The organism is Winogradskyella psychrotolerans (assembly GCF_018860565.1).
GTDB lineage: Bacteria > Bacteroidota > Bacteroidia > Flavobacteriales > Flavobacteriaceae > Winogradskyella > Winogradskyella damuponensis.
The window spans coordinates 276,741-292,723 of record NZ_JAHKPS010000018.1 but is presented as its reverse complement, the minus strand read 5'-3'; the positions used below and the strand labels follow the sequence as shown (position 1 = coordinate 292,723).

Genomic DNA, 15,983 nt, shown 5'->3' with positions numbered 1-15,983 from the left:
TTGTCGTTCCGATAGAATGAGGCACGAGCGACGAGGAATCTCATAAAGGGAAAACCTAACCAATAAACAGATTGCCGCAGTTAACAAAGAAGTTAACTTGGCAATGACATAAAGTAGAATGTTTTGTAAAAATATGGACAACCTAAAAAACATAACTAAAACAACCCTTTCTAAAGAATGGGCAAGACTAGATAGAATTGATTACGATTATCAATTTAAAAATGGAGAATGGAAACGTTTATCTCGCGAATGTTACAATCGTGGTAATGGTGCTGCTATATTACTGTATAATGTAAAAAAACAAACGGTGATTCTAACGAAACAATTCCGTATGCCAGCTTATGAAAACAATAAAAATGAAGGTATGTCTATTGAGGCCTGTGCAGGTGCCATAGATAATAATGATAAGCCTTTAGAAACCATAATTAGGGAAACAGAAGAAGAGGTAGGTTATAAAATAAGCAATGCTCAGCAAGTTCTTACAGCTTATACATCGCCAGGTGCTTTAACAGAAAAAATGTTCTTATTTATTGCAGAATATAATGAATCCATGAAAGTAAGTAAGGGTGGAGGATTAGAAAGCGAAGATGAAGATATTGAAATTTTAGAACTTCCGTTTTCTAAAGCTATAGAATTGGTAAAAAACGAAGAAATTATAGATGCAAAAACGATTATGTTATTGCAATACGCTCAGATTAATGAATTATTAATTCCTGTATAGATAGGAACCTGATTTGAAATAAAATATAGAGTTTTGATATATTTGAATACTGTACATTATTACTAGAATTAGTGAGAATTAGTAAAATTCATGTCAAAAAAGAATAAAAGAAAAATTTAGATTACCGCATTTGCGGCAACAAGATGCAAAAACTAAAACAAGCAAATTTATACAGAAGCGAACTTATTCCCATCAGTGGAAAATTAGTAGAACGTTACAATAAATGCTTAAAAACTCTAGGGTTTAAAGAAACAACATTGACCTCTTTTTTTATAGATGGTATTGGCTGGAGTCCTGAAGTTGCTGAAGAAATGAATAATATGCATTACCTTAATCATGGTGATGCAAATCCGCATGGTATTATTATTTCTCCATTGCAAAAAGGAAAACCTGTGTATTTACCTTTTCATTCGTTTGATAAAGATATGATGCAACATGTGTTTAGAACACATGGCCAGAAAATCAATGATATTACTAGAGATTCTGCTATCTGTATTGATTTTGATCAAGACATCGATGTGTTTTATGAACCTTTAGATATCTTAAAGTATGACAAAGTTAATATTACTTTCCGTTTAATTGATCATCTCGAAGAAAAGCAAAAGGAGCAATTAAGATTAGTAGATAGGTTTAGGCTGGGTAATAATTTTATAGATGAAGATATTCACCAGCTATTATTAAATTCTGCTACAACTTATGGCGATTTAAGAGGCAGAGATTTAAGCTTAGGACCATTACAATATACAACAGGCTCATTTTATACAAGAGCTTTTGATGGTGTGTATTTGCTTCGAGATTTTATAAAACCAATTGTTGTTTTTGAAAGCAAAGAATTTTATAAAGAAGCCATAAAGGATACCATTCACGATGTGCTAATTTATCATATCTCGCAACCGGAATTAGTTGCTAAATTAAAGGATCATATTATTATAGAATGTGATTTAGAACAGATTGTAAAAACACCAAATTACGACAGAATTAAGAAATACGAATTAGCACAATTTTTAAAAGATACAGAACACCCAATTGCAGCAATTTTGAATGATAAAGTGTTATTTAAAAGTTATTTGAATAAAATTGATATCAATGCGAGGAAGCAAGTAATGAGCGTTGAACTGTATCTTGAAAAATTAGAACGCAGTAATGCTTATAAAATTGAAGATATCGTAGATCAAGATTTATATTTTGCGTTGCATCAGCCACATTCGTCGTTGTCGTCAGAGCATCGTGATTTAATTCATAAACTGTTAATTAATATTGCTCCAATGGATGTGTTATTCTTGTATTGGTATGATAAAGAACAGTTTTATAAAAATTACGACACTTGGGACGATTCTTTTAAGGATTGGGTAATTGAGCGTATTCGTAACAATATTTAATATAATTAGACTAATTTTATAAGAAACCAAAACATAGATTATGATGTCACTCGAAATAATAGTTTTTATTGCAGCCATACTGTTTGGAATTGTATTGTATTGGCGCGAATCTAAAAGTAACAAAGTATACCGTTTTTTTAATAAGATATTTTACTCTAAAGAGCTACAGATGCCTAAAAGTAGTACAAAAGGGTTTCTATATCAGCAGTCTTTTTTAATGCGTTTGGTTTATATTGGAGTGCTTTTTTTAGTTGGAATTGTTGTCGTTAGATTTGTAATTCCTATTGATTTAGCAACCATATCATTATTCGCATCTAGTATTTTTGGTACCTTATTAGGGACGTATTTGGCTAATTTTGTATTTAAATCATCAGAGGTTATTGACGAAAAAAGTGATTCGCTTTTAGATGCTGTTAAGGATACTGTTGAAAAAGGAAAAGATTTTATTCATGATTTGGAATCAAAAGATGCTAAGGTTGAAACAGAAGTGAAACAAGAAATTAAATCTAAACCTGAAGTTGAAAAAACAAGTGCACGTGACCGATTGAAAGATAAGGGTCTAATGTAGTTGAAATGCGTTATGAAGTTTAAGTGCTTTACATAACATGACTTAATAATTATAAAACAAACAGATTGCTACAGTTAATAAACAAGTTGGCTTCGCAATGAGAAATTGATACTATGATAAAATCATATTGGAATAAAGGAGGTAAACAAAAACGAATCACCATTTTCGTAGTGTTGCTATTATTAATTTTATTGTTCTTTTTTAGAGACGATTACCAACCTGTTTTGCTATTTCTAAGAAAGTATATTTTCGTCATATTAGTTAGTGGCTTAGTTTTATATTTTGGTTTGCGTAAATTTAGAAACTCTGCTCATGTTGGTAGTCGTTTAGGAATTTTAGCATTACTAATTGTCTTTTTTGGATTGCTATATGGTGTTGGTTGGCATTATAAAATGTACGACTACATGAAAACCTATAATGTGTTTAATAATCTTAATAAAGTAGAAATTAACGAACTACCATTAACACAAAACGAACGTATCCAACCCTTAAGAAACATCTTTTCTATGGCCAACGAAAGTGTTGGAGAAACTAAAGATGTGTCTTTACCGCATTTGGTTAGAGTAGATGATCAAAATAAATGGACTATGGCTATTCAGCCAAGTGAGAAGTATGTAATGCAGCAAATAAGTGATAACACAGAAGAAGTATTTGCTGTGAGTAGTACAACTCCATTTCCTCGTTTTTCTAACGAAAATCGTATTTCGGTAACGTTTTCAATTGGAGAATCTTTAAAATTTAGTCGTAACACATACAATGCTGTTGTACAACGTTTTAATCCTTGGATGTTATTTAATTATGAACCAAGTGATACGTTTTACATGAAAAATGATGATGGTAATTGGGTAGAAGTGGTGAGTTTAATAAAATGGAAAGGTTTCTTTTTTCCATATCCCAGTTTTGGTGGTGTGATGATTATAGATAGTGGTGAGCACGATATTAATGATTATATAGAGCGTATTACCATTGGAAAAGGCACATTTGTGAGTCCAGATAATATTAAAAATTATCCGTTTTTAAATAAACAAAACACCTTAGCAGAAAAGGTATCACAGTTGCAAGCAGAGTCGTTAAAGTTTTTAGGTGGTTTTAGTGATCCATTACCTTGGAATATGGAAACGGCTGTAAAAATTCCAATAATGCCAAAAGACCAAAACCAACAACCTTATGTTACTGATTTTGATTTTGCAGGCTCAAACTCTGATGCATACAGTGGCTTATACCATTGGTTTGGATTAGAGCCTGTAGGAGATGAACGAACCAGTTTAAGCTATAGTGTTTTTATTCCGGCAGATGGAACGGATAAAATGTATTACTATGATCATGCAACCAAAAAACAAGGTTATGCAGGTGTTTCTGCAATGCCTTTAAAAGTAAAAGAATCTCGAAAAGAATACGATTGGAATGCGAGTACACCAGTAGAGTTTAGACCTTATATTAAAGACATTGCAGGTAGAAAGCGTATGTTTTTCTTAGGAACTATATCTTCTATTAGTTCTTCAGATGCTCAGCAATTTGATGGTTCTGCTACACCAGATTTGGTTTTAATTGATAGCGAATACAGAGATGTGATTTGGATAGATGTAAAACATCCAAGTACTTGGGATGAGGAAGTGTATAATCAGTTAAATGAAGCTTGGAGAGCCAGTGAAGGTATTGGCTATTATTACAACGAACAGCCCAAAGATGAAGATATTATGGAACGCGAAATGGATTCTTTAATGCGTATTCCAAAAGTAGAAGATAATACAGATGCTATTGATAGATTACAGCGTCAAATCGATTCTTTAAAGGCGGTTGGGAATTAATAGTCTTATAACTTTAATAACATCTTAATATCGGAACGAACATAAGGCGAATTACGTTCTAATTGTAATTCTTCAAATCCATATTTTCGATATAAATAAATAGCGTTTTCTAATTTTCTGCTAGAGTAGAGTAGTAGCCCGTTTAGGTTTTGTGCTTTTCCAAAATCAATACAGTGCTGTAATAGACGTTGCCCAATTTTTTTACCGCGTTGTTCTGGACATACAGCCATTTTAGTTAATTCTAAAAGGCCTGTTTCCTCAGTTGGCATTAAAGCAACAGTTCCAACAACGTTGTCATTTTTTATAGCTAAAAAAATAAAACCACCTTTACTAATGATGTATTTTTCTGGTTGACTTAAAACGTCCTCATCATAATCTTCAACATAAAAGAAGGCTTTTAACCATTCAATATTTAAATCGTAGAAGTTTTGGGTATACTTGGCATGAAAATCTATAATTTTAATTTCCATGAGCTCTAATAAAATCTGTAATTAGGTAAGTTATTAATTTGCCAACTTTAGTTTCTGTTTTTTGAGTAGGTGCGGCTTCACAGATATGTAAATATGTAGCATTTTCATGCTTACCAAAGTAATTAACAAATCGTCTTGCTTTTTTTACACTAAATCCGCTGGGAGTCATAGCACTACTAGGTATGTTTTTAATGGCATCACAATCTATTTCAATGCCAAAAGGTTTTTCAGAAACATGGGTTAATGCATTTTTCATTTCTGAATTAAAATCGAGTTCTTTTCTAACTTCAATAGCTTCGTAAGTGTTATATTTAATAGATTTTACTTTCTTCATGGTTTTGAGTAAGGTATCAGAAGTATAGTTTTCGTGAAGACCAAATACAAAATAATTTTTTAAGAATCCTTCAGCATAAGCATAGCTAAAACCGTTACCACTATGTCTCCCTTCTTCAGCTCTAAAGTCAGAATGTGCATCAAAATTAATCACATTGATTCTTTTCTTATTAGCTAAAGCAGAACCTTTTATATTTCCATAAGCATTGTTGTGACCTCCACCTATTATTATTGGAATTTTCCCAGCTTTAATAATTGAAGAAACTATATGAGTCACATCTTTATCAATGGTTTCTGTGTATTTTCGGATTTTATTTAGATTTTTCTTTTTAGAGGTATTTAATGTTAGTAGTTCTTCACGTTTGTCAGAATACTCTAAATGTCCTAATATTAAAACACGTTTTGCTTGTGTAAAACTATTACTCTGGACATTTAACAAAACTTTTAGAGTGGCTTCCCAAGCCTTATAAGTGCCTGTTTGTCCGAGGTTTCCGTAAACGCCTATGTCTTCTTTTATTCCAAATAAAACAAAGTCAACATCTAAATTAACAATAGCGTCGTATATGTTAGTGAGGTTAGTAGTTAACTGAACATGTTCTCCAAATTTTGTTTCACCTGTACGTTTCTTTAAAAGCTGTTGTTGTTCTTTTTCTGTAAATAAGGTAAGATGTTCCATTTGGGTAAAAAATTAATATATTTAGAATAAAAGTACAGATTTATTTAATTACTTTGATCTCAAATTAACAATTAAAAAAATTAGATTTAACAATACTTAAAACCAAACAGTTTATGGAAGGTGCACAAAAATCAAACACAGGATTAAAAGTTGGCTTAGTTATACTTGCGGTATTATTCTTAGGTACTGCATTTTATACATCTAAGCTTTACAATGAAAAGCAAGAGAACGAAAAATTATTAGTTAGCGAAAAGCAACAAGTAATGAATGATCTTAGTAATATGGCTAAAGATTATGACGAAGCGATTGCTGAAAGTGAAATAAAAAATGAAGAAATCATTGCTGCTAGAGAGCGTATTCAAGGTTTAATGGATTCTTTAAAAATTTCTCAAAATAGTGTTGGTAGCTTATGGAGGTACAAAAAGAAATATCTAGCCTTACAGGAGGAAATGGATATTTTGTTAACTGAAAATGACCGTTTAAAAGTTGAAAATGAATATTTAGCAACATCGTTAGATAGTACAAATGTTCAATTAGCCGAACGTACGATGTTTACAGATTCACTTTTGGTACAAAACACAGAATTAGCTACAGTTGTTAGAGATGCTGCAGCATTGCAAACAGTAGGTCTAGTAGGATTGGGTGTGATAGAAAGAAGAAGCGGAAAGCAAATTCCAACTGAACGAGCGAGTAGAAGTGATAAACTTAAAGTATGTTTTACAGTCGCTAAAAATACCTTAGCTGAGGCAGGAGATAAGGAATTGTATATACAAGTAATTGATCCAAAAAATAATGTACTAGGTTCTAACGACCAAATTGAGTTTGAAGATCAAGTGTTAAACTACAGCTTAATTAGTAGATTTAACTACGAGAATAGAAACTTAAATATTTGTGAATACATCAATGAATTAGAAGACTCTAAGTTTGAAAAAGGACGTTATAAGATTAATGTATTTAACGATAAAGAATTAATTTCCTCTTCAGAGTTTACAATGAAGTAAGAGATGAATATTGACTAATTAATAGTAAGAAAATCCAAAAGTACGCTTTTGGATTTTTTTGTTATAACAATTGACCGTTTATGATGACCTGTTCTATAGGATCGTGCGCGAAAGCATAAGGTATTTCGCTATAATGATTCATAGGTTTTGTAATAATAAGGTTTGCCTTTTTTCCTCTCGTGATACTGCCGTACATATTACTAATTCCCATAGCATAAGCACCATTTATAGTTGCTGCATTTATTGCTTCTTCTGGAGTTAGTTTTAGTTTTACACAAGCAGCACTAACAACAAAGTTCATGTTTCCACTAGGAGCAGTACCAGGATTGTAATCTGTAGCAATGGCTAATGGTAAACCTGCGTCAATAATTTTTCTAGCTGGAGTGTAAGGAATACTTATAAAGTAGGAGCAACCAGGTAAAGCAACTGAAATGGTATCACTTCCTTTTAAAGCTTTAATATCGTCATCGTTTAATTCTTCTAAATGATCTACAGAAAGTGCATTGTGTTTAACTCCAAGTGCTATGCCACCTAAAATATTAAATTGATTGACGTGTATTTTTGGTCTTAAATTGTATTTTTTTCCAGCTTCTAAAATAGCTTCAGTGTCTTTAATGTCAAAGTAACCTTCTTCACAAAATACATCGACATAATGTGTAATATTTAGTTTAGCAGCTTGTGGGATTAACTCTTCTGTGATGTATTTAATATAGTCTTGTTTTTTAGATTTGAATTCTTCAGGAATAGCATGTGCAGCTAATAGTGTAGGTATAATTTTGGCTAAGCTTTCTTGTTTAATTCGCTTAATAACACGTAGCATTTTCAGTTCAGCTTCAGTGGTTAAACCATAGCCTGTTTTAATTTCTACAGCACCAGAACCCATGGCTATAAGTTCATTTAATCGCTTTATTGATTGTTCAAATAAATCGTCTTCAGAAGTGTCTTGAAGTTTCTTTGCAGAATTTAGAATTCCTCCACCTTTGTTAGCTATTTCAGCATAAGACAATCCGTTAATTCTATCTACAAATTCAGATGTTCTATCACCTGCATAAACAACATGGGTATGAGAATCGCACCAAGATGGTAGCACAATTTTTCCCGTGGCATCTATAACAGTATCTGCTTCAATAGGCCTGTAGTCTTCCATTTTACCATATTCAATAATAGTATCGTGGTCTATATAGACATACGCATTTTCTATAACAGGTAAATTTTTCATAGCATCACCTTTTACAATAGTAACGTTAGAGTCGTGAACTTGTAATAATTGTTTAATGTTGGTAATTAGGATAGACATATGGATTGGTATTTTTGTAAAGATTGCTATTTTTTTGAACAAAAAAAAACGCTAGAAGTAATTTACTAGCGTTTTTAGATTTTATAATGTCGAATTTCTTATTCTTTTATAAATTTTAAAGCAAATTTATTATTAAACTTAATGGTGTATAGACCACTTACTAATTGAGATACGTTAAGTGTTTCTCCATAATTTAATGTTTGTTCTAATACTTGCTTTCCTAAAATATCAAAAACTGAAATTTTAATAGTTTCATTAAAACCTTCAAAGGTTAAAACATCTTTTGTAGGATTAGGAAAAATCTTTATTGAAGTTGCATCAAAATCTGCAACACTTAATGTTTCATAAAGGTTTTCAATATAATTTAGATTGTCTGCACCATAAGCATTACTTGCAATGTCTAAATCCAAATCACCATCAAAATCTGCAACAGTAAATACATAAACTTGAGATTGTGTATCGTTTATAATTTGTTCAGGACCAAAAGTGCCATCACCATTATTTTTAAACCACACCAAATCAATAACATCTCCTAGCGCACCACTACTTAATATAATATCAACTAATCCGTCATTATCTAAATCTTTAGCTTGAGCCATTGAAGGGTTGTTTGTAGAGGTCGTAAATGTTGTTTCAGTAAAACCAGCACCATTATCTTCGTACCAGTATAAATGACCAGTAGGGCCACTTCCATAAGAAATCTCAGTAGCTAAGATATCTAAGTTTGCATCTCCGTCTAAATCTTCAAAAGAGACATAAAAAAGGCCTGCTTTTCCAGTAGCAACAGATGTGGCATCTTTTGTAAATGCAACTGCACCTCCTGGAATTAAGTCGTTTCTAAAAATTTCTAAAACATCTCCAGCGTAATTTGTTGTTCCTATTAAAGCATCTAAATCTCCATCGTTATCAATATCTTTCATATTAACAACTCCAGGTCCAGACAATGTGTTATCTATTGTGCCACCAACTGTAAAGTTGCCAGATCCATCATTAGAAAGCCATACGACTTGGTTATCAGCATTAGACGTTAGAGCAATATCAGGAGTTGTTCCTGCATTAATATTACCAACAAAGATACCACTCATGCCATCATAAGCATCGGTTATCAGTTGCTCTGCACCAAAAGATCCAGTACCATCTCCTTGAAACCAAACAATTTTTGAATCAGAGCCTATAGAACCCGTATAGTTTCCGTATCCAGCAGCCAAAATATCCATATGAGTGTCATTGTTTAGGTCAGCTAATTTAATACTTCCAAGATTTATTAGTGTGTTGGTAATTTCAGCTTGTTTTGAAAACGTACCGTCACCGTTACCTTTATACCATACTATTATGTTATCGGCTTCTGTACCTATTAAAATATCGATGTTACCATCATTATCCATTAGACCTGAGTCAATAGCGTAAGGAGTGTCTCCTGTAGCATTATCAATTGTTGTTTTTGGTGCCCAATCAGTTTGAGCATTTGCGGTTATAGTAATACAAAATGCTGATAATAAGCCTAGTAATGTTGTTTTCATAATGATTTTAGTTTGTGCTAATATATAAATTATTTCGTAGTAGATGCATTTTGTCGATAATAATTTACACTTTAACGTTATTTTAGGCTTCCTACCATATTTTCTGGTTTTACCCATTCGTCATAATCTTCGGCAGAAACGTAACCTAAATTTACAGCTTCCTCTTTTAATGTAGTTCCGTTTTTATGTGCTGTATTTGCAATTTCAGCAGCTTTGTAATAGCCAATTTTTGTATTTAAGGCCGTCACTAGCATTAAGGAGTTGTTTAATAATTCTTTAATGACTTGGTGGTTGGGTTCAATGCCACTAGCACAGTGTTCCTCAAAACTCACACAAGCATCTCCTATTAATTGTGCAGATTGTAAAATATTTGCAGCCATCATTGGTTTAAACACATTTAGTTCATAATGTCCTTGTGTACCACCAACAGAAATAGCAACATCGTTACCCATAACTTGGGCACAAACCATTGTTAAGGCTTCGCATTGTGTTGGGTTTACTTTTCCTGGCATAATAGAACTTCCTGGTTCGTTTGCCGGAATTATAATTTCACCAATTCCAGAACGAGGACCAGAAGCCATCATTCTAATATCATTGGCTATTTTATTTAAAGAAACGGCTAGTAATTTTAACGCTCCATGAGTTTCTACAATGGCATCATGTGCTGCTAAAGCCTCAAATTTATTGTCAGCTGTTACAAAAGGTAAACCTGTAAATTCGGCAATGTATTTAGCAACTAAAACATCGTATCCTTCTGGTGTGTTTAGTCCTGTTCCTACTGCTGTTCCGCCTAATGCTAATTCGCTAAGGTGTGCCAAAGTAGCTTCCAAAGCTTTAAGACCATGGTCCAATTGCGATACATAACCAGAAAACTCTTGTCCTAAAGTTAAAGGAGTTGCATCCATTAGGTGTGTACGACCAATCTTTACAACCGTTTTAAATTCTTGAGCTTTTTTATGTAGTGTATTACGTAATTGAATCACTCCAGGAATTGTAGTTTCTACCACTTTCTTGTAGGCGGCAATATGCATTCCTGTTGGAAAGGTATCGTTAGAGGATTGCGATTTGTTTACATCATCGTTAGGCTGAATTGTTTTCTCGCCTTCACCAATAACTTTTCCGACAATTTGATGTGCTCTGTTAGCAATAACTTCATTAACATTCATGTTGCTTTGTGTACCAGAACCTGTTTGCCAAATAACTAAAGGAAACTGATCGTTGTGCTTGTTGTCTAAAATTTCATCACAAACTTGAGCAATTAAATCACGCTTTTCTTTAGATAATACTTCTAGCTCACAGTTTGTATATGCCGCTGCTTTTTTTAAATAAGCAAAGCCATGTACTATTTCTAAAGGCATAGATGCAGATGCTCCAATTTTAAAGTTGTTGCGAGAACGTTCTGTTTGTGCTCCCCAAAGTTTGTCTGCAGGCACTTTTACCTCGCCCATGGTGTCTTTTTCTATTCTGTAATTCATGTGTATTGTATTTATTGCATTACAAAATTAAAGGTTTTATGAGTTTTATAGGATATAATGTATGGTTTTATTTGAACAGCTTTTTATTTAAATAGTTAATAAGTTTTATTGCTTATAAAACATTTTATCAATTCTATTTTAATGGTCTTATGATATCCTAAATCATCATTAAAAATATAACTCTCCATTGTTTTCAATTTAATGAGTGTTGTGTAAGAAGGGGAAATAAATGTTGATTTTAGTCTAGCTACGTTCAATATTTTTAAAAAGAAAAGGAGTAGGTTTTATAGATGAAGCACAAGTAATATATGACAACTATATAATATGGTAAAAACAGAACTTCAATGCACAAAGTTGACCGTTCAGTTTTTTAAAACTATTTTAGCCTAGTCTTTTTTACTTGAGAAGATATCCAAATCAATAGTATATGGCAACAAATCAGGAACTTATTAATAAGCTAATTGAAAAATTAGAATTGCTTTTTAAAAAGCAAGCTGAGTTTTCTTCAGAGATTAATAGTCTTAAAGAAGAATTGTATCGCTTAAAATCTGATGCAACTACAGAAAAACAAATTGAAGTTGAGAAAGCGGTAGAATTAGAACCTGAGATTAAACTTGATAATGAGGTTGATAAGCCTTTGGTGTTAGAATCAGATTCTGTTTTAGAAACAAAACATACAACAGAATTTATTGAACAAGAAGCACCAAAAGTTTCTTATGATACACCAAAATCAAAATCGAGTTTAGAAAAGTTTATAGGTGAAAACATTCTGAATAAAATAGGAATTATTATCACAATTATTGGTGTTGCTATTGGTGCAAAATACTCCATTGAAAATGATTTAATAAGTCCGCTAACACGAATTGTTTTAGGTTATCTAACAGCTATTGGTTTACTTGCTTTTGGAATAAAACTTAAAAAGAAATACGAATCTTACAGCGCAGTTTTGGTAAGTGGTTCTATCGTTATTTTGTATTTTATCACCTTTTTTGCTTATAGCTTTTATGATCTTATTCCGCAACTATTTACGTTTGCGCTCATGGTGGTTTTTACCGCATTTACAGTCGTTGCAGCTACAAGTTACAATAAACAAGTGATTGCACATATTGGTTTAGTTGGTGCGTATGCAGTTCCGTTTTTATTGAGTGATGGTTCTGGGCAAGTTGAAGTTCTGTTTGGTTATATGGCTATAATTAATATTGGCATATTAGTGCTTTCATTTAAGAAATATTGGAAATCATTATACTATTCAGCCTTTATATTTACATGGCTAATTTTCGGGACTTGGTTCTTTTTTGAATATTACGAAGTCGAACAGTTTAGTTTAGCTTTAGTTTTTCTGAGCTTATTTTTTGTTATTTTCTACATCACATTTTTAGCCTATAAGATGCTTAAAAGAGAGGTGTTTAAAAAGAGTGATGTTGTATTATTACTGTTTAATTCCTTTTTGTTTTTTGGATTTGGCTATGCTATTCTAGATCGTAATAGCATTGGCTCACAACTTTTAGGGGTGTTTACGCTTGGTAATGCTGTTATTCATTTTATTGTTAGTGTCATATTTTACAAGAAAAAACTGGGAGATAAAAACTTGTTTTATTTAGCTTCTGCAATGGTTTTAGTATTTATTACAATTACAATTCCGGTTCAGTTAAATGGCAATTGGGTAACGCTTTTATGGGTAAGTGAAGCAGCCTTACTATTTTGGTTAGGAAGAACAAAAGGTATTAAGGTTTACGAAAAATTATCGTATCCATTAATGTTTCTAGCATTTTTAAGTATTCTACAAGATTGGTCTTATGCGTATGATTCATTTTATGGAATTGACATAGAAAATAAAGTGACCTCAATTTTTAATATTCATTTTTTAACATCGTTGTTATTTGTTTCAGCATTTGGAGTTATTGTTTGGTTATCTATAAATAAGGAATATACTTCTGCATTAAAACCAACTTCAATTTGGTACCGTTTGTTGTCTTATGTAATTCCTTCAATATTGGTGTTTAGTGCTTATTATGCCTTTAGGTTAGAAATTGAAATGTATTGGGATCAATTATATCATACTACAGATTTATTGATTACTACTGAGGGTAATTATAAAGAGCCCATCTTTAATTATGATTTAAGAGATTTTAAGACCATCTGGATTCTTAATTATTCTTTAGTATTTGTAGCGTTGTTAGCTTTTATTAATTTTAAGCTTATAAAAAATAAAATATTAGAGAAAATCATTTTAGGCTTAACAGTGGTGAGTATATTTATTTTCTTAACACAAGGTTTATTAGCGTTAAGTGACTTAAGAGAAAGTTATTTAAATCCTTCAGAATATTTTGCGCAAAACAGTTTTTATTTATGGATTAGATATGTGTCGTTTATATTCTTGGCCTTAGCATTATATACATGTTATAGGTTTATAAAGCGTGAGGGTATAACCAAAGGCTATAAAATGGCATACGATATTTTACTTCATGTGTCTCTTATTTGGGTGCTAAGTAGTGAGCTTATTCATTGGATGAATATGTTTGAATCTACGCAATCATATAAACTAGGCTTAAGTATACTTTGGGGAGTTTATTCGTTTTTATTAATTGCTTTTGGAATTTGGAAAAATAAAATTTATTTACGAATTGGAGGTATGGCTTTCTTTGGAATTACCTTAATAAAACTCTTCTTTTACGATATTGTACATCTTAATACCATTTCAAAAACTATAGTGTTTGTGTCACTAGGTGTACTACTTTTAATTATTTCATTTTTATATAACAAATACAAAAACCAGATTACAGATGACGTTAACGAATAAGTTATTTATAGGTTTATTTATTGGATTTACAACTTTTTGTTCGGCTCAAATGGAAACGTATAATTATAAACGAGCTCTTAATGAGGTTACTAACGAATGGCATCAATTAATTATACCAGAAGCTGTTTTTGGAAGTTTGAAATCAGATTTTTCAGATCTTAGAATTTATGGAGTTACTAAAAATGACACTATTGAAGCTCCTTATTATCTTAAAGTATTGTCAGAGAGAATAATGCATAGATCTAGTTCTTTTGATATTATTAATAAAACCAAAGGCGATAAAGGCTATTATTTTACATTTCAGTTGCATTCAGAAGTGGTCATCAATCAAATTAGTTTAGATTTTAATGAGCATAATTTTGATTGGAAAGTAGAGTTGCAAGGCAGTCAAAATCAGCAAGAATGGTTTACTATACTAGAAGATTATAGAATTATGTCTATTAAAAATAAATCGACAAACTTTAAATTTACAAAGCTAGAATTTCCAAATTCTAAATTTCGTTTTTATAGACTTATTGTAAAGCATGATGAGCAGCCACAATTAAATTCTGCACAACTTTCTAAATACGAAACTACTGAAGGTACTTCTATTAATTATAGCATAAAAAAGTTAGAAACAATAGATGATAAAGAGCAGAAAGCAACTATTGTAAATTTAGAACTAAAGCAGCCTGTTGCATTAAGTCAATTAAATATTGATGTTAGCAATACATTTGATTATTACAGACCTGTAAAAATTGAATATAGAAGAGACAGTGTAAAAATTGAAAAAGGGTGGAAATATGATTATAAAACAGTAGCTAGTGGTACATTAAACTCTTTAGAGGTTAATCTGTTTAAACTTCCTAATACAATTGCTAAGCATTTAAGAGTAACCATTTATAATGATAATAATCAACCACTATCAATTGCTGGTGTTTCTGTAAAAGGTTATGAATTTCAAATGATAGGAAGATTTACAGAGTCTGCAGATTATATGTTGGTTTATGGAAATCCTTCTGCTAGCCAGCCAGTCTATGATATTAATAGGTTTGAAACCAAAGTACCAAAAGATTTAAAAACTTTAACAATAGGAGCAGAGGAATTAATTGTAAAACCTAAACAAGAAAAAGTAAAGCCATTATTTGAAAATAGTTATTGGCTTTGGGGAATTATAGGTGTTGTGATGTTGTTGTTAGGAGGTTTTACTTTAAGAATGTTAAAGAAGAGCTAGTGTTTTTATTATTCATTAACAATTTTCCCATCAACCATAGTCAGCTTTCGGTCTGCCATTTCTGCTAATTCTTGATTATGCGTAACAATAACAAACGTCTGATTAAATTCATCTCTAAGTTTAAAAAACAAGTTATGAAGTTGGTCTGCAGATTCGCTATCTAAATTTCCTGAAGGTTCATCAGCAAAAATGATATTTGGTCTGTTAATTAAAGCTCTAGCAACAGCTACACGTTGTTGTTCGCCACCAGACATGCTATTGGGTTTGTGATGAATGCGTTCGCTAAGTCCTAAATAGTCTAATAATTCTTTTGCACGATTTTCTGCTTCAGCTTTAGGTGTGTTATTAATAAAAGCAGGAATACATATATTTTCTAAAGCCGAAAACTCAGGTAATAATTGATGAAACTGAAATATAAAACCAATATTTTTATTTCTAAATTTAGCTAAAGCTTTATCGTTTAAAGACTTTATAGATTGGTTGTTAATAATGAGTTCCGTTTCAGATGTATAATCTGGTTTATCTAAAGTACCTAAAATTTGAAGTAAGGTTGTTTTACCAGCGCCAGAAGCTCCAACTATGGATATGATTTCGCTTTCTAAAATGGTTAGGTCAACACCTTTTAAGACCTGAAGATCTTTATAGGCTTTCTTAATTTGTTTTGCTGAAATTACGATATTGCTCATAAGAGGTGAAAATAATACTTAATGCATTAATCCACA

Annotated in this window: 13 protein-coding genes; 7 read left to right on the top strand and 6 right to left on the bottom strand. The window is 31.6% G+C overall.

Annotated features, from left to right (window positions below):
- Positions 1 to 133 precede the first annotated feature (133 nt).
- The 4 genes from KO504_RS07855 to KO504_RS07840 all read left to right on the top strand — a co-directional run bounded on the left by KO504_RS07855 (position 134) and on the right by KO504_RS07840 (position 4,476).
- Entirely contained in the window at positions 134 to 721 is a 588-nt protein-coding gene (locus KO504_RS07855) for an NUDIX domain-containing protein (protein ID WP_252723644.1), read from the top strand.
- A gap of 143 nt (positions 722 to 864) precedes the next feature.
- On the top strand, positions 865 to 2,100 hold the full coding sequence (locus KO504_RS07850) for a DUF6638 family protein (protein WP_215925776.1): 1,236 nt from the start codon (positions 865 to 867) through the stop codon (positions 2,098 to 2,100).
- Positions 2,101 to 2,140: 40 nt separating this feature from the next.
- The gene (locus KO504_RS07845) at positions 2,141 to 2,668 is read left to right on the top strand and encodes a hypothetical protein (protein ID WP_252723643.1); all 528 of its coding nucleotides are present in this window, start codon (positions 2,141 to 2,143) and stop codon (positions 2,666 to 2,668) included.
- 113 nt (positions 2,669 to 2,781) lie between these two features.
- Positions 2,782 to 4,476, top strand: coding sequence for a hypothetical protein (locus KO504_RS07840; protein WP_215925775.1), 1,695 nt, complete (start codon positions 2,782 to 2,784; stop codon positions 4,474 to 4,476).
- Positions 4,477 to 4,481: 5 nt separating this feature from the next.
- Here the strand turns inward: KO504_RS07840 and KO504_RS07835 are convergent, their stop codons facing one another.
- Both KO504_RS07835 and KO504_RS07830 read right to left on the bottom strand, forming a co-directional pair.
- Positions 4,482 to 4,946, bottom strand: coding sequence for a GNAT family N-acetyltransferase (locus KO504_RS07835; RefSeq protein ID WP_215925774.1), 465 nt, complete (start codon positions 4,944 to 4,946; stop codon positions 4,482 to 4,484).
- A complete protein-coding gene (locus tag KO504_RS07830) occupies positions 4,936 to 5,955 on the bottom strand; it encodes a formimidoylglutamase (RefSeq protein WP_215925773.1) in 1,020 nt (339 codons plus the stop codon). The genes KO504_RS07835 and KO504_RS07830 overlap by 11 nt, the downstream gene beginning before the upstream one ends.
- 113 nt (positions 5,956 to 6,068) lie before the next feature.
- On the opposite strand from KO504_RS07830, the gene KO504_RS07825 reads away from it, so the two are divergent.
- The gene (locus tag KO504_RS07825) at positions 6,069 to 6,956 is read left to right on the top strand and encodes a chromosome partitioning protein ParA (RefSeq protein WP_215925772.1); all 888 of its coding nucleotides are present in this window, start codon (positions 6,069 to 6,071) and stop codon (positions 6,954 to 6,956) included.
- Between the two features lie 61 nt (positions 6,957 to 7,017).
- Here the strand turns inward: KO504_RS07825 and hutI are convergent, their stop codons facing one another.
- The 3 genes from hutI to fumC all read right to left on the bottom strand — a co-directional run bounded on the left by hutI (position 7,018) and on the right by fumC (position 11,248).
- The gene (gene hutI / locus KO504_RS07820) at positions 7,018 to 8,253 is read right to left on the bottom strand and encodes an imidazolonepropionase (RefSeq protein ID WP_215925771.1); all 1,236 of its coding nucleotides are present in this window, start codon (positions 8,251 to 8,253) and stop codon (positions 7,018 to 7,020) included.
- A gap of 98 nt (positions 8,254 to 8,351) precedes the next feature.
- Positions 8,352 to 9,773, bottom strand: a complete 1,422-nt coding sequence (locus tag KO504_RS07815; RefSeq protein WP_215925770.1) for a T9SS type A sorting domain-containing protein — start codon at positions 9,771 to 9,773, stop codon at positions 8,352 to 8,354.
- 77 nt (positions 9,774 to 9,850) lie between these two features.
- Positions 9,851 to 11,248, bottom strand: coding sequence for a class II fumarate hydratase (gene fumC, locus KO504_RS07810; RefSeq protein WP_215925769.1), 1,398 nt, complete (start codon positions 11,246 to 11,248; stop codon positions 9,851 to 9,853).
- A gap of 427 nt (positions 11,249 to 11,675) precedes the next feature.
- Between fumC and KO504_RS07805 the strand changes: the two genes are divergently transcribed.
- Positions 11,676 to 14,048 carry a DUF2339 domain-containing protein gene (locus KO504_RS07805; RefSeq protein ID WP_215925768.1) on the top strand — a complete coding sequence of 791 codons (2,373 nt, stop codon included), beginning with the start codon at positions 11,676 to 11,678 and terminating at the stop codon, positions 14,046 to 14,048.
- On the top strand, positions 14,032 to 15,261 hold the full coding sequence (locus KO504_RS07800) for a DUF3999 family protein (RefSeq protein WP_215925767.1): 1,230 nt from the start codon (positions 14,032 to 14,034) through the stop codon (positions 15,259 to 15,261). Before KO504_RS07805 ends, KO504_RS07800 begins: the two co-directional genes overlap by 17 nt.
- Before the next feature lie 8 nt (positions 15,262 to 15,269).
- Here KO504_RS07800 and KO504_RS07795 read toward each other — a convergent pair whose 3' ends face one another.
- Positions 15,270 to 15,947 (bottom strand): ABC transporter ATP-binding protein, encoded by a 678-nt coding sequence (locus tag KO504_RS07795; protein ID WP_215925766.1) that lies wholly within the window; start codon positions 15,945 to 15,947, stop codon positions 15,270 to 15,272.
- Between the last annotated feature and the right edge of the window lie 36 nt (positions 15,948 to 15,983).

Excerpts from the sequence above, each read along its gene's own strand:
- KO504_RS07830 (WP_215925773.1), bottom strand. The coding sequence starts at position 5,955 with ATGGAACATCTTACCTTATTTACAGAAAAAGAACAACAACAGCTTTTA.
- KO504_RS07835 (WP_215925774.1), bottom strand. The coding sequence starts at position 4,946 with ATGGAAATTAAAATTATAGATTTTCATGCCAAGTATACCCAAAACTTC.
- KO504_RS07795 (WP_215925766.1), bottom strand. The coding sequence starts at position 15,947 with ATGAGCAATATCGTAATTTCAGCAAAACAAATTAAGAAAGCCTATAAA.
- KO504_RS07840 (WP_215925775.1), top strand. The coding sequence starts at position 2,782 with ATGATAAAATCATATTGGAATAAAGGAGGTAAACAAAAACGAATCACC.
- KO504_RS07815 (WP_215925770.1), bottom strand. The coding sequence starts at position 9,773 with ATGAAAACAACATTACTAGGCTTATTATCAGCATTTTGTATTACTATA.
- hutI (WP_215925771.1), bottom strand. The coding sequence starts at position 8,253 with ATGTCTATCCTAATTACCAACATTAAACAATTATTACAAGTTCACGAC.
- KO504_RS07855 (WP_252723644.1), top strand. The coding sequence starts at position 134 with ATGGACAACCTAAAAAACATAACTAAAACAACCCTTTCTAAAGAATGG.
- KO504_RS07850 (WP_215925776.1), top strand. The coding sequence starts at position 865 with ATGCAAAAACTAAAACAAGCAAATTTATACAGAAGCGAACTTATTCCC.
- KO504_RS07825 (WP_215925772.1), top strand. The coding sequence starts at position 6,069 with ATGGAAGGTGCACAAAAATCAAACACAGGATTAAAAGTTGGCTTAGTT.
- KO504_RS07805 (WP_215925768.1), top strand. The coding sequence starts at position 11,676 with ATGGCAACAAATCAGGAACTTATTAATAAGCTAATTGAAAAATTAGAA.
- KO504_RS07845 (WP_252723643.1), top strand. The coding sequence starts at position 2,141 with ATGATGTCACTCGAAATAATAGTTTTTATTGCAGCCATACTGTTTGGA.
- fumC (WP_215925769.1), bottom strand. The coding sequence starts at position 11,248 with ATGAATTACAGAATAGAAAAAGACACCATGGGCGAGGTAAAAGTGCCT.
- KO504_RS07800 (WP_215925767.1), top strand. The coding sequence starts at position 14,032 with ATGACGTTAACGAATAAGTTATTTATAGGTTTATTTATTGGATTTACA.